Here is a 19,342-nt window from a genome sequence, read left to right on the forward strand (position 1 = left end):
CCGGCACGCGCCATTGCTGGCACGCCGCTTGCACTGCTTCACCCAAGGGCCGCACCGCGCGGCCGGCTTCACCCAGACAGGACTTCGAAGATGAACCAGGCACTGTGGATCGCGAAAACCGGACTGGATGCGCAGCAGATGCGCATGTCGGTGGTTTCCAACAACCTCGCCAACACCAACACCACCGGCTTTAAGCAGGACCGCGCCAGTTTCGAGGACCTGCTGTACCAGCAGGTGCGCCAGCCCGGCGGTTCGTCCTCGGCGCAGACCCAGCTGCCGACAGGCCTGCAGATCGGTACCGGCGTGCGCGTGGTGGCCACCGCCAAGAACTTCGAACAGGGCAGCCAGCAGCAGACCGGCCGCGCACTGGATGTGATGGTCAACGGCCGCGGCTTCTTCGAAGTGCAGATGGCCGATGGCAGCTCCGCCTACACCCGTGATGGCTCGTTCAAGATCAACCAGGACGGCGAGCTGGTCACCAACAGCGGCTACCCGGTGCAGCCGGGCATCCAGATTCCGGAAGGCGCGCAGTCGCTGACCATCGGCAGCGACGGCACCATCAGCGTGAAGATGGCTGACAACGCCGCCTCGGTCGAAGTCGGTGCGTTGACGCTGACCGACTTCGTCAACCCGGCGGGCCTGCAGGCCCGCGGCGAAAACCTGTACCTGGAAACCACGGCCTCGGGCCCCGCCCAGAACGGCAACCCCGGCCTCAACGGACTGGGCAACGTGGTCCAGGGCGCACTGGAAGGCAGCAACGTCAACGTGGTGGAAGAGCTGGTGTCGATGATCGAAACCCAACGCGCCTACGAAATGAACGCCAAGGCCATTTCTACGACCGACGCGATGCTCGGTTACCTGAACCAGAACGTCTGACCGACGCCAACGGATGATCGCCATGTCGCCCCTTTCCAAACTTGCCCGCATCGCCCTGCCCTGCGCCGTGGCCGCCCTGCTGGGCGGCTGCGTGATCGCTGGCGACGTGCGCCCGTATCCGGCGATGGCGCCGATCCAGCCGATCATGCCGCCGCAGGCCGCACCGACCGCCGGTGCGATCTACGCCGCCGGCCCCACGCTGCAGCTGTACTCGGACCGTCGCGCCCGCGATGTCGGCGACCTGCTGACCATTACCCTGCTGGAAAACACCACCGCCACGACCAGCGCGAACACCGCCACCGCCAAGGAATCGGACCTCAGCATCGGCACGCCGTCGATCTTCGGCGCACCGGTCACCCTGGGCGGCAAGGACATCCTCAGCGCAACCGCCAATGGCAAGCGTGACTTCACCGGCAAGGGCAACAGCGCGCAGAGCAACCGACTGCAGGGCAGCGTGACGGTGACCGTGGTGCAGCGCCTGCCCAACGGCAACCTGGTGGTGCAGGGGCAGAAGAACCTGCGGCTGAACCAGGGCGATGAGCTGGTGCAGGTGCAGGGCATCGTGCGCCCGGCCGACATCGCGCAGGACAACAGCATTCCCTCCAGCCGCGTGGCCGAAGCCCGCATCGTCTATGGCGGCCGCGGCCCGGTCGCGCAATCCAACGCGATGGGCTGGCTGAGCCGCTTCTTCAACTCCGCGCTGGCGCCGTTCTGAGCATGGCCATGAACTCTCTCTTCTCTTCCGCATGGCAGCGTCGCATCGCCGCATGCGTCAGCGTGCTTGTCCTGGCAGTGGCCGTGGCGGCCCCGGCCAGCGCCGAACGCATCAAGGACCTGGCCCAGGTCGGCGGCGTGCGTGGCAATGCCCTGGTGGGCTACGGCCTGGTGGTCGGCCTGGATGGCAGCGGTGACCGCACCAGCCAGGCGCCCTTCACCGTGCAGAGCCTGAAGAACCTGCTGGGCCAGCTGGGCGTGAACGTGCCGGCCAACGTCAACCCGCAGCTGAAGAACGTGGCCGCCGTGGCGATCCACGCCGAGCTGCCGGCGTTCGCAAAGCCGGGCCAGCCGATCGACATCACCGTGTCCTCCATCGGCAACGCGGTATCGCTGCGCGGCGGCTCGCTGCTGATGGCCCCGCTGCGTGGCGCCGACGGGCAGATCTATGCGATCGCCCAGGGCAACCTGATCGTCGGTGGCTTCGGCGCACAGGGCAAGGATGGTTCGCGCGTTTCGGTGAACGTACCCAGCGTCGGCCGCATCCCCAATGGCGCGACCGTCGAGCGTGCCCTGCCCGATCCGCTGGCCAACGGCGGCGACATCACCCTGAACCTGCATAACGGTGATTTCACCACTGTCTCGCGCATGGTGGCGGCACTCAACAACGCCTTCGGCGAAGGCGCTGCGCGTGCCGTCGATGGCGTGACCGTGGCCGTGGCCGCACCGACCGATCCCGGCGCCCGCATCGGCCTGCTGGCCCGCATCGAGAACCTGGAACTGACCCCCGGCAGCGCACCGGCCAAGGTGGTGGTGAACTCGCGTACCGGCACCGTGGTCATCGGCCAGCAGGTGCGTGTCGGCCCGGCTGCGATCTCGCACGGCTCGCTGACCGTCACCATCCAGGAGAACGCCAACGTCAGCCAGCCCAACGCCTTCGGCGCCGGGCAGACCGTGGTCACCCCGCAGTCGACGGTCACCGCCACCAACGACGGCAGTCGCATGTTCAAGTTCAACGGCGGCACCACGCTGGATGAAATCGTGCATGCCGTGAACGCCGTGGGCGCTGCCCCGGGCGACCTGATCGCGATCCTGGAAGCACTGAAACAGGCCGGCGCCCTGAGTGCCGAGCTCGAGGTGATCTGACATGCGCATCACGCCCGCCTTTGACCTGAATCCCGTACAGCAGAACGACCCGGCGAAGATCGACAAGGTTGCTCGCCAGCTGGAAGGCCAGTTCGCACAGATGCTGGTCAAGAGCATGCGTGATGCCAGCTTTGGTGATTCGCTGTTCCCCGGTGAAAACAAGATGTTCCGGGAGATGTACGACCAGAAGATCGCCGAGGCGATGACCCGCGGCAAGGGCCTGGGCCTGTCGTCGATCATCAGCCGCCAGCTGGCCGGCCAGCACGCCGACGGCCCGGCGCTGGACACCCGCGTGGACCCGGCCAAGGCCAGCCGCGCGTATCAGTTGAATGCACCGGCCACGACGGCCCCGTCGATGTCGCTGGATGATGCCAGCCAAGCCGTACGCATGCTGCAGCAGATGGCTGCCGGCACCCAGGATGGCGCACAGGCGGCAGTCAACCCTGCACTGGCACCAATGGAACAGGCGCTGGACCTGATCGCCGGCCGTGACAGCAGCAGCATGCACCGCTCGCTGGGCACCCATGACCCATACGCCAGCAGCATCGACGGCGACGACTGGGCCGCCAGCAACGACCAGTGGGCGGCCACCGCCAGCAACCGCGGGAGCGTCGGCAGCCAGGCCGATGCGCTGGCAACGCGCACCGCCGTGGCCCAGCTGGGCGCGAACACCCCGGAGGGCTTTGTGGCCAGCATCTGGGAACACGCGCAGAGCGCGGCCAAGGAACTGGGCGTGGACGCCCGCGCCCTGGTCGCCCAGGCCGCGCTGGAGACCGGCTGGGGCAAGCGGCAGATCAAGCACGCCGACGGCAGCACCTCGCACAACCTGTTCGGCATCAAGGCCACCGGCTGGAAGGGCCAGAGCGCCGTTGCCGGCACCCACGAGTATGTCGATGGCGTGCGCCGTAACGAAACCGCCAGCTTCCGCGCCTACAGCACCCCGGCCGAGAGCTTTGCGGACTACGTGCGCCTGCTGAAGAGCAGCCCGCGCTACCAGCAGGCCCTGCAGGCGGGCACCGACGTGCAGGGCTTCGCCCGCGGCCTGCAGCGCGCCGGCTACGCCACCGATCCGCGCTACGCGGCCAAGATCGCCGCGATCGCCGGCGGCCCGACCATCGAGCGCGCCGTGGCCGCTGTGGCAGACGCGGGTACGCGCCTTGGCCAGACCTTCGCCAGCACCGCAACTGCGGCGCTGGGTATCACCCGTCGTTGAGGAACCCCATGTCCAGCGTCCTTTCCACCGGTACCAGTGCCCTGCTCGCCTTCCAGCGTGCGTTGGCGACCACCAGCCATAACGTCGCCAACATCAATACGCCCGGCTACAGCCGGCAGAAGGTCGACTTCGCCACCGCCGATCCGCAGAACTATGGATTTGGCGAGGTGGGCAGCGGCACCCGGATCACCGACATCCGCCGGGCCGCAGACCAGCTGGCGATCTCGCGGCTGCTCGACAGCAGCGGCGAACTGGCGCGCCTGAAGCAGCTGTCGACCATGGCCGATCGGGTAGACGCACTGTTCTCCGACACCGCCACGAACGTGTCCGGCATGTGGTCGAATTTCTTCGACACCGTCAGTGGCCTGTCGTCAAACGCCGCCGGTGCCGCCGACCGGCAGAACATGCTGGACAGCGCCGGCGCGCTGGCCAACCGTTTCCAGCAGCTCAACACCCACTTGAACAACCTCAACGGCGAGGTCAACAACGGCCTGATCGGCGGGGCGACCGAGATCAACCGCTTGGCGTCCGAGATTGCGCAGATCAACGGCGCCATCGGCAGCAGCATCGCCAATGCTGCACCGGATCTGCTCGACCGTCGCGACCAGCTGATCTCGCAGCTGATCGGCTACACCGGCGGCACCGCGACCATCCAGGATGGCGGCTTCATGAATGTCTACACCGCTGGCGGCAACGCCCTGGTGGTGGGCACCACGGCCTCCAAGGTGACCACGGTTGCCGACCCTTACCAGCCTGAGCGCCTGCAGTTGGCCCTGCAGACCCAGGGCGGCACCATCACCCTGACTTCCAAGGCCGTGGGCGGCCAGATGGGCGGACTGATGGAGTTCCGCGACACCGTGCTGACCCCGGCCCAGTCCGAACTCGGCAAGATGGCCGTCGGTCTGGCCGAATCGTTCAACAGCAGCCACCGCAACGGCGTGGACCTGTACGGCCAGATGGGTGGTGACTTCTTCAACCTCGGCAGCCCCCGCGTCACCGGCAACACCGCCAATGCAGGCACCGCCACGATCACCGCCAGCTACGGCGAACTGTCCACGCTGGACGCACAGAACATCGTGTTGAAGTACGACGGCACCCAGTGGCAGGCCAGCCGCGCCGATACCGGTGCCAGCGTCGCGTTGACCGGCACCGGCACCACCACCGATCCGCTGGTGGTCAGTGGCGTGGAACTGGTGGTAGGCGGTGCGCCGGCTGCCAATGACCGGTTCCTGTTGCAGCCGACCGCTGGCGTGGCCGGCAGCCTGAGCGTGGCGATCACCGATCCCTCGCGGATTGCCGCTGCAGCGGCCATCAAGGGCGCTGCCGCACTGGCCAACACCGGCACCGGCAAGCTCAGCGGCGTCACCGTCACCGATGCCAGCGCCGCCAACCTGCGCAATCCGGCCGCGATCGTGTTCACCTCCGCCACCACCTACACCATCGATGGCGGCGCACCGCAGACCTACACGGCCGGGCAGACCATCAGCGCCAGCGGCTGGAGCTTCGTGCTGGACGGTGCACCCAAGACCGGCGACACCTTCAGCATCACGCCAACGCCCCCCGGCTCCTCGGACAACACCAATGCGATTGCCCTGTCAAAGGTCGAGGATGCCAAGGCGTTCAACAGTGGCACCGTCACCCTCAACGGTGCTCTCGGTGGCCTGACAACGCAGGTAGGTGCCGCCGCACGATCGGCCGAGTACTCGCTCGGCGCGCAGCAGGTCATCACTGACCAGGCGCAGTCTGCACGCGACTCCATTTCCGGCGTGAACCTGGACGAGGAGGCCGCCGATATGCTTCGACTGCAGCAGGCCTACCAGGCCGCCTCGCAGTTGATCTCCACGGCCGACACCATGTTCCAGACCATTCTGCGGGCAGCAAGCCAATGAACAACCGTATTTCCACCGGCATGATGTTCAGCCAGTCCGTGTCCTTGATGATGGCCAAGCAGGCCAAGCTGAACCACCTGGAACAGCAGATCGCTACCGGCAGCAAAATCGTCACCGCCAAGGACGACCCGGTCAACGCAGGCGCAGCCGTGGGGCTGGACCGCACCCTGGCGTCTCTGGAACGCTTGAAGCTCAACGCCAACAACGTACAGAACCGCTTGGGCGTGCAGGAAAACACGCTTGCCCAGGTCGGCGACATGATGGGCCGCATCAACGAACTGACCATCTACGCCAACAATCCGGCGCTGGCCGCAGCGGACAAGCAGTCGATGGTGACCGAAATCAAGTCGATCCGGGACAACCTCCTCTCACTGGCCAATTCCAGCGATGGCACCGGCCGCTATCTGTTTGGCGGCACCAATGACAGCAACCCGCCGTTCTCGCAGGTGGGTGGCAGCGTGGTCTACAGCGGCGACCAGACCCAGCGCCAGGTGGAAGTGGGCCCGGACACCTACGTGCGTGACGCCTTGCCCGGCAGCGAGATCTTCCTGCGCATCCCCACCGGCGATGGCTTCGTAGACGGCGCCCCGGCCGCCGGCAACACCGGCACTGGTGTGCTGACCAACATCACCCGCGACGGCACCGACACCTGGAACGGCGAGGCCTTCAGCGTGCGCTTCACAGCGGCCGACAGCTACGAGGTGCTTGATACCAGCGGTACCGTCGTCAGCAACGGCACAATGAAGGCTGGCGATGATCTGGTGGTCAACGGCGTACGCCTGCATATCGATGGCGCGCCGGCGGCCGGTGACAGTTTCCCGGTCACGCCGTCCAGCAGCCGCGACATCTTCGGCACCCTGGATTCGCTGATCGGTGCCCTGGAGGGCGACACCGGCACCCCGCAGCAGCTGGCCGTGCAGCAGAACGCCCTGCAGAGCAGCCTGCGCGACGTGGCCCGTGCGGCCGAGCGGATGATCGACGCACGCGCGGCCGGCGGCGCACAGCTTAAGACCCTGGACAATGCCGCCGACATGCGGGAATCGAACGGCGTGACCCTGAAGACGACGCTGTCGTCGATGCGCGACCTCGACTACGCCGACGCACTCAGCCAGTACCAGCTGGAGAACACGGCACTGCAGGCTGCGCAGACCCTCTTTGCACAGATGCAGCAGATGTCGCTGTTCAACAAGATCGGCTGAGCCGACGGGGCCTGCCCCTTCCAACCCGGCGTACCTGAAGGCCGCGATGCCCTGCATCGCGGCCTTTTTCGTGCTCGTTGCGCCTATCACCCGGCTCGGTAGCGCCGCGCCATGCCGGTGAACCACCCGCCCCGGTAACGCCTCGCCATGCCGGGGAACCACCCGCCCCGGTAACGCCTCGCCATGCCGGGGAACCACCCGCCCCGGTAGCGCCGGGCCATGCCCGGCGGAGCGCCATCGGCGTTCAGCTTCGCCAACTAGCGCCGATATCCCTCCTGACGCCGGCCGGGCACGCGCCGGCCACCCGCTACAGGGCACGGAAAACACCGGAAAAAGCAGCCTCCAGCCAAGAATTACGGCTTCATCGGAATTCCCGGCTAAAGGTTGTTGACAAAGCGCCGTTATTCATTTGGCAACGGCGAAGCACACAGCCAAACAAAAAAAACAGGCGGCGCTTCGTTTCAATCACCGACGGGTTCCACATAAGAGGAGACGACCCCATGGCACAGGTAATCAACACCAATACGATGTCGCTCAACGCTCAGCGCAACCTGAGCACCAGCGGCATTTCGCTGGCTACCACCATCCAGCGCCTGTCGTCTGGTTCGCGCATCAACAGCGCGAAGGACGACGCCGCCGGCCTGGCGATCTCCGAACGCTTCACCACCCAGATCCGTGGCCTGGACGTGGCCATCCGCAACGCCAATGACGGCATCTCGCTGGCCCAGGTCGCCGAAGGCTCGCTGAGCGAGGTCGGCAACAACCTGCAGCGCATCCGTGAACTGGCCGTGCAGGCCTCCAATGCCACCAACTCCTCCAGCGACCGCAAGGCACTGCAGTCCGAAGTGAGCCAGCTGGTCAGCGAAATCGACCGCGTCGCCAAGCAGAGCGACTTCAACGGCACCAAGCTGCTGGATGGCAGCTTCACCAGCCAGCTGTTCCAGGTCGGCGCCAACGCTGGCCAGGCCATTGCCATCAACAGCGTCGTCGATGCCAAGGCCGACGCGCTGGGCAACAGCAAGTTCGCGGCAGCCGCCACCGGCGGCACGTTGCCCGCCATCGCAGCGGCCACCACCGTCTCCGGCGTCACCGTCAATGGCGTCACCATGGGAGACATCACCGGATCGACTACCGGTGAGCTGGCCGCTTCGGCTGCCGCACAGATCAACTCCAAGATCGGTGAGGCCGGCGTGTACGCAGAGGTCGTCACCACGGCCGGCACCCCGGATACCTACGCCCTGAAGCTGACCTCGGTGCAGGCCGATCGCGACCTGGTGCTGGGTGCGAGCGCCGCCTTGGGTCTGACTGGCTCGACGGCTGCAGCGCCGACCTCGGTCGCTGCGACTGCCACGTCCGCCTTTGCCAAGGATCTGGATATCTCCGATTACGTCGGTGCGCAGAAGGCGCTTGGCATCGTGGACAAGGCCCTCGAATCGGTCAACAGCGTGCGCGCCGACCTGGGTGCCATCCAGAACCGCTTCAGTTCGGTGGTTGCGAATCTGCAAACATCGTCGGAGAACCTGTCCGCATCGCGCAGCCGCATCAAGGACACGGACTTCGCCAAGGAAACGGCGGAACTGACCCGCACCCAGATCCTGCAGCAGGCCGGTACGGCCATGCTGGCCCAGGCCAACCAGGTTCCGCAGAACGTGCTCAGCCTCCTGCAGCGCTGACATGAGTCGCCCCCGGAGCACGTCGGGGGTGCCTAGCCCAACTCACGTGCAACCGCTCAAGGACCTCTCCTCATGGCACAAGTCATCAACACCAACACGATGTCGTTGAATGCTCAGCGTAACCTGAGCACCAGCGGCAGCTCGCTGGCCACCACCATCCAGCGCCTGTCATCGGGCTCGCGCATCAACAGCGCCAAAGACGACGCTGCTGGCCTGGCCATCTCCGAACGCTTCGGCACCCAGATCCGCGGTACCGACGTAGCCATCCGCAATGCCAACGATGGCATCTCGCTGGCCCAGGTCGCAGAAGGCTCGCTGTCGGAAATCGGCAACAACCTGCAGCGCGTCCGCGAACTGTCGGTGCAGGCGGCAAACGCCACCAACTCCGCCAGCGACCGCAAGGCCCTGCAGGCCGAAGTGACCCAGCTGGTCAGCGAAATCGATCGCGTGGCCAAGCAGTCCGAGTTCAACGGCACCAAGCTGCTGGACGGTTCGTTCTCCAGCCAGCTGTTCCAGGTCGGCGCCAATGCCGGCCAGGCCATCGCCATCGATAAGGTTGTCGATGCCAAGGCGGACGCGCTTGGCAACGCAACCTTCGACAGCAACACGGTCACCATCGCCGCAGGCACTGTGGCTGCGACTGACGCCGGCAAGGAAATCACCTATTCCGGCCTCTCCATCGGCGGCGGTGGCATGGCATCGGCGGTCAAGATCGACGACGTCAAGATCACCTCGACCGGCGACGGCGCCAAGGACCGGGCCGCCCTGGTTTCGGCAGCCGTTACTGCGATCAACGCGAAAATCGGCGAAACCGGTGTCTACGCAGAAGTCGACGGGACCACTGCCGGCCAGATCAACCTGACCTCCATCAAGGAAAGCGTGGACAAGGACGGCAAGTTCAGCGCGATGACCGCAACGGCAGGCACCAGTGCCGGCATCACCGGTTTCGACAGTGCCGCGGCCACGGCCAGCACGACTGCCAGCGCTGGCAAGCTGCTCACCGACGTTGACATCAGCACCGTCAAGGGCGCGCAGCAGGCGCTGGAAGTGGTCGACAAGGCACTCAGCTCCATCAACAGCACCCGCGCTGACCTGGGTGCCATCCAGAACCGGTTCACTTCGGTCGTGGCCAACCTGCAGACTTCCTCGGAAAACCTGTCGGCATCGCGCAGCCGCATCAAGGATACCGATTTCGCGAAGGAAACCGCCGAGCTGACCCGCACCCAGATCCTGCAGCAGGCCGGCACGGCCATGCTGGCCCAGGCCAACCAGGTGCCGCAGGGCGTTCTCAGCCTGCTGCGCTGATCCACCCGTTGAATTTACTCCGGGTGGCAGCTGAATGGCCGCCCGGAACCTGAGTCACGCTAGAAATCGCCAAAGGAAAAGCACCATGGCACAAGTCATCAACACCAACACCATGTCGTTGAATGCTCAGCGCAACCTGAGCACCAGCGGCAGCTCCCTGGCCACCACCATCCAGCGCCTGTCCTCGGGCTCCCGTATCAACAGCGCCAAGGACGATGCCGCTGGCCTGGCAATTTCCGAGCGCTTTGGCACCCAGATCCGTGGTACCGACGTCGCCATCCGCAATGCCAACGACGGCATTTCGCTGGCCCAGGTTGCCGAAGGCTCGCTGACGGAAATCGGCAACAACCTGCAGCGCGTCCGCGAACTGTCGGTGCAGGCAGCCAATGCCACCAATTCCACCAGCGACCGCAAGGCATTGCAGGCCGAAGTGACCCAGCTGGTCTCGGAAATCGACCGCGTCGCCAAGCAGTCCGATTTCAACGGTACCAAGCTGCTTGACGGCTCGTTCTCAAGCCAGCTGTTCCAAGTGGGCGCAAATGCCGGCCAAGCCATCGCCATCGACAAGACCATCGATGCCAAGACCAATGCACTGGGTGGTGCGCAGTTCGCCACGGGTACGATCGCCAAGGTGACCGGCGCTGACGATACGGACGTGGCCATCGCTGCATTCACCATCACCGACAGCAAGGGCACCGTTGTCAACTTTGACAAGCTTGACGTGAAGAGCGTCGGCACCGGCGCCCAGAACGAAGTCGCTGCAGGCAAGGCACTGGCGACCCTGATCAACTCGAAGATCGGTGAAACCGGTGTCTACGCTGAAGCCGACGACGCAGGTGCGGTCACCCTGACCTCGGTCAAGGACAGCGTCGATGCCGACGGCAACGCCAAGGCGTTTGAAACCACCGCTGCCGGCTACACCGCAGGCGCTGCTGCAACCAACCAGTACGCCGACAAGATCGACGTCTCCACCGTGAAGGGCGCTCAGCAGGCCCTGGAGATCGTCGACAAGGCGCTGGGCTCCATCAACAGCACCCGCGCCGACCTGGGTGCGATCCAGAACCGCTTCACCTCGGTGGTGGCCAACCTGCAGACGTCGCAGGAGAATCTGTCGGCATCGCGTAGCCGCATCAAGGACACCGATTTCGCAAAGGAAACCGCCGAACTGACCCGTACCCAGATCCTGCAGCAGGCCGGTACGGCCATGCTGGCCCAGGCGAACCAGGTACCGCAGGGCGTGCTCAGCCTGCTGCGCTGATACACGGCAGGAAGGACCACTACCGTCGGCCCACACCGGCGGTAGTGGCACCTGGAACGCCACGGCGCTCACAGATGCGGGCCATGCCCGGCCCGGGCAATTGCCCGAAACGGATTGGCATCGCCCGCACCTGCGGACCTCTCTTTCAGCGCTGTACCTTTAACTGTACGTAACGGGTGGCTTCGTCTCCCTCCGATTGTCAGTAGCCTGGCCCCTCCCCTGCTTTGGGGGAGGGTTTTTTGCAGACTCCCGGCAGCCTGCGGTGAACCTGCCCGCACCCTGCCCCATCCCTCCTGCAACCTGCGTGCCAGAAGCGGCCGCGTAGCGTTGGCACGGCACATGCATCAACGAAGTCCTCAAGACCCAGCGGCGCAGGCCGCTATTTTCGTTGACTCGGCTCGCCACTCGCTGGTTGGGCCCAGCTATCAGGAGAATCGACGTGGCAGACTTTGGATACGGCGGCATTGGCTCCGGCCTGGATATTTCCGGCATGGTCAGCCAGCTTGTGGCGGCCGACCGCAAGCCAGCAGACAACGCGCTCAACCTGCAGCAGTCGAAGGCCAAACTGCAGTTATCCTCGGTGGGCACGATCACCGCCGCGTTCGACAAGCTGAAGACCTCACTGAACGCGCTGAAGGCGGCCACTGCCTTCGATACCCGCACAGTGACGGCAACCAAGAGCGGCACCAACAACAGTGACGAGATCCTGACGGCAACGGTGGCGCTGTATGACATCGGCACCGCCAAGGCGGCCGCGTCCAACGGTAGCCACGTGGTCGAGGTGCAGAGCCTCGCCACCGCTCACAAGATCATCGCCGATACATCCGTTGCCAAAACGCAGACCTTCGCCGCCGGAACCCTGACGCTGACCGTTGGTGTGGGCGACAAGGCCAAGACGATGAACGTCGAGGTCGAGGACGGCGACACGCTCAGCACGATCCGCAACAAGATCGATGCCGCGGGCCGCAAGGAAGGCGTCCAGGCGACCCTTATCAGTTCGGGCGAAAACCAGTACCTGTCCGTCGCGCAGGAAAAGACTGGCGCGGCCAGTGCCATCCAGCTGGAATATTCAGGCAGCGATGCCAAGCTGGGCGCGCTGGTAGGCAGCCTCAAGGAGAACACCCCTGCGGCGGACGCCAAGCTGACCATCGACGGCGTGGACGTGGTGAGCGCCAGCAATACGGTTGCCGATGCGGTGCCGGGCCTGACCCTGAATCTGAAGATGGTCGGCAAGAGTACGGTCACCATCAGTACCGATACCTCTGCGGCCACGAAGGTGATGCAGGACTTCGTGACTACCTACAACGCGGCGTTGGCGGCAATCAACACCGAAACCAAGTACGACGTGGAAAACAAGGAGCCCTCCTCGTTGACCGGCGACGCACAGATGCGCGGCGCAATGGGGCAGCTGCGATCGCAGATGGCCAACATTCTGAAGGATCTGGCCGCCGACGGCCTGGACCCCAAGGTGCTGGGCCTGCAGACCCGCGGCTACCCCAACGCCGACGGCAGCCTGGTGCTGGACACCACGAAGTTTGCCGCTGCCCTGGCCAACCAGCCGGAAAAGATCCGCTTGGCCATCACCGGCGACACCGGCGGCGCGGGCAAGCTGTATACGATGGTCGACAGCTATGTGAGTACGAAGGTCGGCAAGGAGGGTGCTTTCGTAGCCCGTACCAAGGGCCTGAACAAGACGCTTACCGACATCGACAAGCGGCGCAAGGACCTGGATACGCGCATGGAAGGCGTGGCCGAGCGCTACAAGAAGCAGTTCCTGGCGCTGGATACATTGATGGGCAAGCTGCAGCAGAGCAGCAGCGCCCTCAGCCAGCAGTTGTCGCAGCTTAGCGGCTGATCGGGCGCGTACGGGGCTCAAGTTTGGCCACCTACGCACCGATAACACTTGCAACAGCAATCATCGCAGTGCCGTCGGCGCGGGTCTGATGACCAGGCGGCGTCACATCGCGCAAGGGAGAATCACGAATGTACGGTTCCAGCCGTCAATACGCCGAGCAGTACCGCCAGGTGGGCGTGACCAGTTCGGTCGCCGATGCCGATCCGCACAAACTGGTGGCGCTGCTGCTGGCAGGCGCACTGGAGCGCGTGCGTCGCGCCGTGGCCTTCATGGAGCGCGGCGACCATGCTGGCAAAGGCAAGGCCATCGGCGAAGCCTGCGCGATCGTCGGGCATCTGAACGGCTCGCTCGACCACGAAGCCGGCGGCGAGATCGCCGGTAATCTGTCGGCCCTGTACGACTACGTGCTGCAGCGCCTGACCGAGGCCAACCTGCACAACGACCGCGCTGCGCTGGACGATACCCTGCAGCTGCTGGGCGAAATCGACGGTGCGTGGAATGCGATTCCGCAGGAACAGCGCCGGCCGGCGGCGGTGGCACCGTGAGCCTGCAGGACCTGCACGCCCAGCTTGACGCCTTCGAAAAGGCGCTGGTCGAGGATGCGTTCGAGCAGGCCGACAGCCTGCTGGACGGACACGACGGTACACTGCACGCGCTGCTGAGCCAGCCGCTGACCCGCGCCGACCATGCCCCGCTGTCCGCACTGCTGGACCGCCAGCAGAGTTTGCTGGGGCTGCTGCGCCAGCGCCGCGATGCGGTGGCCGTGCAGCTGCAGGATGGCCAGCGCTCCCTTCGCGCCGCCCATGCGTATCTGAAGGCAGAATCGCTGGCATGACCCTGCTGCCGACCACGTCGCTGCACCACCCTGCCGAGAGCGAGCTGTTCGATGAAACCCTCAGCTGCGAGCTGGCCATGCCGGCCGAGTTCCAGGCGGGCAGCGCGGCCGGTCGCACCGGCAGTGCCGAAGGCCTGCTGCGCAGCCTGGCGCTGGTGGAAGACAGCCGTGGGGACGAACACGACGAGCGCAGCGAAACCAGCCTGCAGATACAGCGCCTGGAAGCCAAGCTGGACCTGACCATGGTGCTGCTGGGCCGCCTGGTGCGCCAGCAGGGTCAGGACCTGCCCCTGCGCCCGGTGCGCTGGTCGCGCCGCGGCATCCGCCTGCAGCTGGGCCCACGCAGTGGCGCCCTGCCCGGCCAAGCCGGCGTGGTGCGCCTGCAACCCAGCGACTGGCTGCCCGACAACATCGACCTGCCGGTGGACGTCATCGCCGAAACGGCCGATGGCAGCGGCGGCCACTTCCTGTGGCTGCGCTTCAATCGCCTCGGCGATGGCCTGGAGATGGCCATGGAACGGCACTTGTTCCGTTTGCATCGGCGTCAGGTTGCCGAAGCGCGGCGAGCGCGCTGAAACCGGTTACCTGGAACCGGGACGGAGTGCTCTTGGCGCATCCGTTCAGCTAAGTTAAGGTGGTCTCCCCTCACGGACCTGCAACGTGCCTGTGCGAGTTCTCATCGTCGACGATCACACCCTGGTTCGCGCCGGCCTGGCGCGACTGCTGCAGGGGTTTGCCGACGTGCAACTGGTCGCCGAGGCAAGCAACGCCGAGCAGGCGCTGCAGATGGCCCTGCTGCATGCCCCCGACGTGGTCCTGATGGACCTGTCCCTGCCGGGCCGTACCGGCCTGGAGGCGCTGAGCGACATCCGCCTGCGCGCCCCAGGCACTCGCATCGTGATGATGACCATGCACGACGACGCCGCCCATGTACGTGATGCACTGGACCGTGGCGCCGTGGGTTTCGTGGTGAAGGATGCCGCCCCGCAGGAGCTGGAACTGGCACTGCGCGCCGCGCACGCCGGCCAGGTGTTCCTCAGCCCGCAGATCTCGGCCAAGATGCTGGCGCCGATGCTGGGCCGCGAGAAGCCCACCGGTATCGCCGCCCTGTCGCCGCGCCAGCGCGAGATCCTGCGCCGCATCGGCAAGGGCGAGAGCAACAAGGAAATCGCCGCCGATCTCGGCATCAGCGTGAAGACGGTGGAGACCCACCGCGCCCGCATGATGGAATCGCTGGGCTGCCGCCGCGCCAATGATCTGCTGCTGCTGGCGGCCCGCCACCAGCACGAGCTGGAGTGACGGCGAGCGTTGGCCGACTGCTGTTGCGTTGGATCCGCGCGCTTCGCGCCGGTAGAGTCGACCGTTGGTCGACTGCCGTTGCGTTGGATCCCGCGCTTCGCGCCGGTAGAGTCGACCGTTGGTCGACTGCTGTTGCTTTGGATCCCGCGCTTCGCGCGCTAGTCGACTGGCAGTCGACTCTACCCCCTCCCGTCCCAGGCGACGGAATGCCGTCACCCTCACACGAGCTGTCGGGTTTCCGTATACCGCCCCCCGAACGACTGCCCCGGCAGCCACGGAAAATCAACAACTTGCCACGGAGCATCGTCAACTTCCCGCGCCGCTGTAGGGAATATCCCTACACCATGTCGGGAATAGCACCAGTGCACTCAGGAACCCCCCGATTCCGCCTGCCCGGGATCAAAAGCAAGATGTGTTCCACAAGGCGTCGGGGAGCGGCGCCGGGGAACTGAAATGAAGGCTGCACTTTCGACCCAGCTGGGCCAGACGCTTCACCTCACGCCGCAGCTGCTGCAGTCGATCCGTCTGCTGCAGCTGGACGGCCTGCACCTGGAACAGGAAATCCAGCGCCTGCTGGATTCCAACCCGCTGCTGGAAATCGAGGACGCCGAGGCACCGGCGGCCGATGCTACCGACGCCAGCGCCACTACCCTGGAAACGGCCGCCTTCGATGAGCTGCCCGAGTCCTCGATGTGGGACGTGGCCGGCAGCAGCTGGCAGGACGGCGACGACGATCGCATGGCACGCATCGCCGCTGGCGAGTCCACCGACCCGCAGCTGCGCGTGCTGCAGCGCTTGGCGCTGGATCTGGACGAGCGCGAGCTGGCCGTGGCCGCCTTCTGGCTGGAACACTGCGACGAGGCCGGTTACCTGCAGGCGCCGCTGGACCAGCTGCAGCTGCTGGCCAGCGCCCAGTTCGACATCGACGCCGCGGGCGTGGAAGCCATCCGCCAGCAGCTGCTGCACGGTGAACCTGCCGGCATGGCCGCACAGAACCTGCGCGAAGGCCTGCTGGCCCAGCTCTACAGCCTGCACGGCGTGGTTCCGGCCCGGCACCTGGCCGCGCGCATCCTGGAAGGGACGCTGGAGGACCTGGCCGCACATGACTACCCCGCGCTGGCCCGCCAGCACGACGCCGAAGTGGATGACGTGCGCGAGGCCGTGCGCCTGATCCTGTCGCTGCAGCCGCGCCCGGGCGACAACCTGCTGCCCGAGCGCAACGCGGTGGTGGTGCCGGACGTGGTCGCCTGGCACGCCGACGAGCAGTGGAAGGTCGCGCTGAATCCGGCCACGAGCCGCCGCGTCTCGATCAACAGCCAGTACGAACAGGCCCTGGCCGAAACCAGCGACGCCGCCCCGGCCCTGCGCGAGATGCTGCAGGAGGCGCGCTGGTTCAGCCGCGGCCTGTCGATGCGCTACGACACCCTGCTGCGCACCGCGCGGGTGATCGTCGAGCGCCAGGCCGCGTTCCTGGTGCGTGGCGAGGAAGCCATGGCCCCGCTGACCCTGAAGGAAGTGGCCGAAAAGATCGGCATGCACGAATCCACGGTGTCGCGCATCACGACCGGCAAGTTCCTGCAGACCCCGCGCGGCACCTTCGAACTGAAGCATTTCTTCGCGGTGCGCCTGGAAGGTGCCAGCGTGTCCGGCCAGGCCGTCAAGGCCATGGTCCGCCGCCTGATCGACGCCGAACCGGCCGGCCGCCCGCTGGCCGACGAGGCCATTGCGGGACTGCTGTCACGCCAGGGGGTGAACATTGCCCGCCGAACCGTCGCAAAATACCGCGAACAACTGGATATCGCCCCGGCCCGTGAACGGCGCCGGCTCAGCGCCAGGCAACCACAGCTGGCCCGAGTGGGCTGAAAAGGATGTTGGACATGAACAAGCTCACAGTGCTGCTGGTCGACGACCATGAGGGTTTCATCAACGCGGCGATGCGTCACTTCCGCAAGATCGACTGGCTGCAGATCGTCGGCAGCGCCGGCAACGGCCTGGAAGCCATCGAGCGCTCCGAATCGCTGCGCCCGCAGGTGGTGCTGATGGACCTGGCGATGCCGGAAATGGGCGGCCTGCAGGCCACCCGTCTGATCAAGTCGCAGGATGATGCCCCGTACATCGTGATCGCCAGCCACTTCGACGACGTCGAGCACCGCGAGCATGCGCTGCGTGCCGGCGCCGACAATTTCGTCAGCAAGTTGTCGTACATCCAGGAAGTCATGCCGATCCTGGAAGGCCTCAGGGAGGATCGATCGTGAGTGAATCGCGCATCCTTGTACTGGACAACGACGCCGTGCGTGCCGAGCGCACCGTTGCCCTGCTGGAATTCATGGACTTCAACCCGCGCTGGGTCTCCGACGCGGCCGACTTCGACCTGGGGCGCCAGCGCCAGAACGACTGGATGGCGGTGATCGTCGGCAGCCTGGACGACAGTGCCGCCAGCACCGCGCTGTACGCTTGGCTGGGCGGCAGCAGCCTGCCGCCGCCGGTGCTGCTGGCCGACGGTGAGGCTGCAGCCTTTGCCCGGCAGCACGGCGTGCACGAAGCCAACATCTGGCCGCTGGAGGCCCCGTTGCGCCACACACAGATGGAAGCGCTGCTGCGCCGCGCCAGCCTCAAGCGTCTGGATGCCGAGCACCAGGCCGGCGCCGCACAGGACCACGGCCCGACCGGCAACGGCCCGGCGGTGACCGGGCTGCGCACCATGATCGAGCAGGTGGCCGCCTTCGACACCACCGTCCTGGTGCTGGGCGAATCGGGCACCGGCAAGGAAGTGGTCTCGCGTTCGATCCACCAGCGCTCGCCGCGCCGGGATGGCCCGTTCGTGGCGATCAACTGCGGCGCCATCCCCGCCGACCTGCTGGAAAGCGAACTGTTCGGCCACGAAAAGGGCGCCTTCACCGGCGCACTGACCGCGCGCAAGGGCCGTTTTGAAATGGCCGAGGGCGGCACCCTGCTGCTGGATGAAATCGGCGACATGAGCCTGCCGATGCAGGTGAAGCTGCTGCGCGTGCTGCAGGAGCGCAGCTTCGAGCGCGTCGGTGGCAACCAGACCATCCGCTGCAACGTGCGCGTGATTGCTGCGACCCATCGCGACCTGGAAACCCGCATCGCCGAAGGCAAGTTCCGCGAGGATCTGTTCTACCGCCTCAACGTCTTCCCGATTGAAGTGCCGGCCCTGCGCGAACGTCGTGAGGACCTGCCGGCGCTGGTGGAAACCATCGCCAAGCAGCTCGGCCGCACCGGCCGTGGCGAAGTGCGCTTCACCCCGGAAGCCCTGCAGGCCCTGGCCAGCTACGAGTGGCCTGGCAACGTGCGCGAGCTGACCAACCTGGTCGAGCGCCTGGCCGTGCTGCACCCGGGTGGCTCGGTGCGCGTGCAGGACCTGCCGGCCCGCTACCGTGGCGACGCCACACTGGCCGTGGTGGCACCGCCCGCCCCGGCACCGGTGGCCGCCAGCGAAGAACGCCTGGACCTGCGCAGCTTCTCCTTCCACACCCCGGGCAGCGGCGGCCAGGCTGCGCCGGAGAACGCTGGCGCCCAAGCGGCCCTGCCCAGTGAGGGCCTGGACCTGCGCAACCACATGGCCACGATCGAACTGGGCCTGATCAACGAAGCACTGGAACGCACCCAGGGCGTGGTCGCCCATGCCGCCCAGCTGCTCGGCCTGCGCCGCACCACCCTGGTGGAGAAGCTGCGCAAGTACGGCATCGAGCGCGAGCAGGCTGAACTGGCCGGCTGAGCAGCCTGACCCGCATGAAGGAGGCACGAACGCCTGGGCTTGCCCGGGCGTTCTTTTTTCTGGCGCCGCTGCATGCGTAGATCCACGCCGCACGTGGATGGGAGAACACGAGCTGACCGCGGCAGCGCCAGATTTCCGGCCACCCAGCCCTGCAGCCCCAGGCCAAAAAACCGACGCCGGTGAAATGACGCATCCGCCGGGGCCAGACCCCGTGCCGACCAACGGTCGGCACCCACCAACAGCAGCAAGCTGACCAACGGTCGGCACCCACCCTCATCAGAAGCACCACCATCAGCAGCAGGTTCCAACAGATCGCGGAAATCTGTCGAAGGTGGGGTGGG

General features: G+C 66.1%; 17 protein-coding genes. All 17 read left to right on the top strand.

Annotation, left to right across the window (positions count from 1 at the left end):
- Positions 1-90: 90 nt before the first annotated feature.
- The 17 genes from flgG to FJU31_RS06410 all read left to right on the top strand — a co-directional run bounded on the left by flgG (position 91) and on the right by FJU31_RS06410 (position 19,001).
- A complete protein-coding gene (flgG, locus tag FJU31_RS06330) occupies positions 91-876 on the top strand; it encodes a flagellar basal-body rod protein FlgG (RefSeq protein WP_150453982.1) in 786 nt (261 codons plus the stop codon).
- 22 nt (positions 877-898) lie between these two features.
- Positions 899-1,591: a flagellar basal body L-ring protein FlgH gene (gene flgH / locus FJU31_RS06335; RefSeq protein ID WP_150453983.1), complete on the top strand. Its 693-nt coding sequence runs from the start codon at positions 899-901 to the stop codon at positions 1,589-1,591.
- A 2-nt stretch (positions 1,592-1,593) separates the two neighbouring features.
- A complete protein-coding gene (locus FJU31_RS06340) occupies positions 1,594-2,736 on the top strand; it encodes a flagellar basal body P-ring protein FlgI (protein ID WP_150453984.1) in 1,143 nt (380 codons plus the stop codon).
- Position 2,737: 1 nt separating this feature from the next.
- On the top strand, positions 2,738-3,949 hold the full coding sequence (gene flgJ, locus FJU31_RS06345) for a flagellar assembly peptidoglycan hydrolase FlgJ (protein ID WP_150453985.1): 1,212 nt from the start codon (positions 2,738-2,740) through the stop codon (positions 3,947-3,949).
- An 8-nt stretch (positions 3,950-3,957) separates the two neighbouring features.
- The gene (gene flgK / locus FJU31_RS06350) at positions 3,958-5,838 is read left to right on the top strand and encodes a flagellar hook-associated protein FlgK (RefSeq protein ID WP_150453986.1); all 1,881 of its coding nucleotides are present in this window, start codon (positions 3,958-3,960) and stop codon (positions 5,836-5,838) included.
- Positions 5,835-7,037, top strand: a complete 1,203-nt coding sequence (gene flgL / locus FJU31_RS06355; RefSeq protein WP_150453987.1) for a flagellar hook-associated protein FlgL — start codon at positions 5,835-5,837, stop codon at positions 7,035-7,037. The genes flgK and flgL overlap by 4 nt, the downstream gene beginning before the upstream one ends.
- Positions 7,038-7,537: 500 nt before the next feature.
- Entirely contained in the window at positions 7,538-8,710 is a 1,173-nt protein-coding gene (locus FJU31_RS06360; protein ID WP_150453988.1) for a flagellin, read from the top strand.
- Between the two features lie 72 nt (positions 8,711-8,782).
- A complete protein-coding gene (locus FJU31_RS06365) occupies positions 8,783-10,015 on the top strand; it encodes a flagellin (RefSeq protein WP_150453989.1) in 1,233 nt (410 codons plus the stop codon).
- Positions 10,016-10,100: 85 nt separating this feature from the next.
- Positions 10,101-11,273: a flagellin gene (locus tag FJU31_RS06370; RefSeq protein ID WP_150453990.1), complete on the top strand. Its 1,173-nt coding sequence runs from the start codon at positions 10,101-10,103 to the stop codon at positions 11,271-11,273.
- A 439-nt stretch (positions 11,274-11,712) separates the two neighbouring features.
- Positions 11,713-13,128, top strand: coding sequence for a flagellar filament capping protein FliD (gene fliD / locus FJU31_RS06375; protein WP_150453991.1), 1,416 nt, complete (start codon positions 11,713-11,715; stop codon positions 13,126-13,128).
- A gap of 128 nt (positions 13,129-13,256) precedes the next feature.
- The gene (fliS, locus tag FJU31_RS06380) at positions 13,257-13,673 is read left to right on the top strand and encodes a flagellar export chaperone FliS (protein ID WP_150453992.1); all 417 of its coding nucleotides are present in this window, start codon (positions 13,257-13,259) and stop codon (positions 13,671-13,673) included.
- On the top strand, positions 13,670-13,963 hold the full coding sequence (locus FJU31_RS06385) for a hypothetical protein (RefSeq protein ID WP_150453993.1): 294 nt from the start codon (positions 13,670-13,672) through the stop codon (positions 13,961-13,963). The genes fliS and FJU31_RS06385 overlap by 4 nt, the downstream gene beginning before the upstream one ends.
- Positions 13,960-14,538, top strand: a complete 579-nt coding sequence (locus tag FJU31_RS06390) for a PilZ domain-containing protein (RefSeq protein WP_150453994.1) — start codon at positions 13,960-13,962, stop codon at positions 14,536-14,538. The genes FJU31_RS06385 and FJU31_RS06390 overlap by 4 nt, the downstream gene beginning before the upstream one ends.
- Before the next feature lie 91 nt (positions 14,539-14,629).
- A complete protein-coding gene (locus FJU31_RS06395; protein ID WP_089241023.1) occupies positions 14,630-15,262 on the top strand; it encodes a response regulator in 633 nt (210 codons plus the stop codon).
- Positions 15,263-15,715: 453 nt separating this feature from the next.
- On the top strand, positions 15,716-17,125 hold the full coding sequence (gene rpoN / locus FJU31_RS06400; RefSeq protein ID WP_150453995.1) for an RNA polymerase factor sigma-54: 1,410 nt from the start codon (positions 15,716-15,718) through the stop codon (positions 17,123-17,125).
- 14 nt (positions 17,126-17,139) lie between these two features.
- Positions 17,140-17,517, top strand: coding sequence for a response regulator (locus FJU31_RS06405; RefSeq protein ID WP_049460600.1), 378 nt, complete (start codon positions 17,140-17,142; stop codon positions 17,515-17,517).
- Positions 17,514-19,001, top strand: a complete 1,488-nt coding sequence (locus FJU31_RS06410) for a sigma-54 dependent transcriptional regulator (protein WP_150453996.1) — start codon at positions 17,514-17,516, stop codon at positions 18,999-19,001. The genes FJU31_RS06405 and FJU31_RS06410 overlap by 4 nt, the downstream gene beginning before the upstream one ends.
- Positions 19,002-19,342 lie beyond the last annotated feature (341 nt).

It is taken from the genome of Stenotrophomonas cyclobalanopsidis, from assembly GCF_008710035.1.
In the GTDB taxonomy this organism is placed as follows: domain Bacteria; phylum Pseudomonadota; class Gammaproteobacteria; order Xanthomonadales; family Xanthomonadaceae; genus Stenotrophomonas; species Stenotrophomonas cyclobalanopsidis.

Coding starts and splice junctions, on each gene's coding strand:
- flgG (WP_150453982.1), top strand. CDS start 91: ATGAACCAGGCACTGTGGATCGCGAAAACCGGACTGGATGCGCAGCAG.
- flgH (WP_150453983.1), top strand. CDS start 899: ATGTCGCCCCTTTCCAAACTTGCCCGCATCGCCCTGCCCTGCGCCGTG.
- FJU31_RS06340 (WP_150453984.1), top strand. CDS start 1,594: ATGGCCATGAACTCTCTCTTCTCTTCCGCATGGCAGCGTCGCATCGCC.
- flgJ (WP_150453985.1), top strand. CDS start 2,738: ATGCGCATCACGCCCGCCTTTGACCTGAATCCCGTACAGCAGAACGAC.
- flgK (WP_150453986.1), top strand. CDS start 3,958: ATGTCCAGCGTCCTTTCCACCGGTACCAGTGCCCTGCTCGCCTTCCAG.
- flgL (WP_150453987.1), top strand. CDS start 5,835: ATGAACAACCGTATTTCCACCGGCATGATGTTCAGCCAGTCCGTGTCC.
- FJU31_RS06360 (WP_150453988.1), top strand. CDS start 7,538: ATGGCACAGGTAATCAACACCAATACGATGTCGCTCAACGCTCAGCGC.
- FJU31_RS06365 (WP_150453989.1), top strand. CDS start 8,783: ATGGCACAAGTCATCAACACCAACACGATGTCGTTGAATGCTCAGCGT.
- FJU31_RS06370 (WP_150453990.1), top strand. CDS start 10,101: ATGGCACAAGTCATCAACACCAACACCATGTCGTTGAATGCTCAGCGC.
- fliS (WP_150453992.1), top strand. CDS start 13,257: ATGTACGGTTCCAGCCGTCAATACGCCGAGCAGTACCGCCAGGTGGGC.
- FJU31_RS06390 (WP_150453994.1), top strand. CDS start 13,960: ATGACCCTGCTGCCGACCACGTCGCTGCACCACCCTGCCGAGAGCGAG.
- rpoN (WP_150453995.1), top strand. CDS start 15,716: ATGAAGGCTGCACTTTCGACCCAGCTGGGCCAGACGCTTCACCTCACG.
- FJU31_RS06405 (WP_049460600.1), top strand. CDS start 17,140: ATGAACAAGCTCACAGTGCTGCTGGTCGACGACCATGAGGGTTTCATC.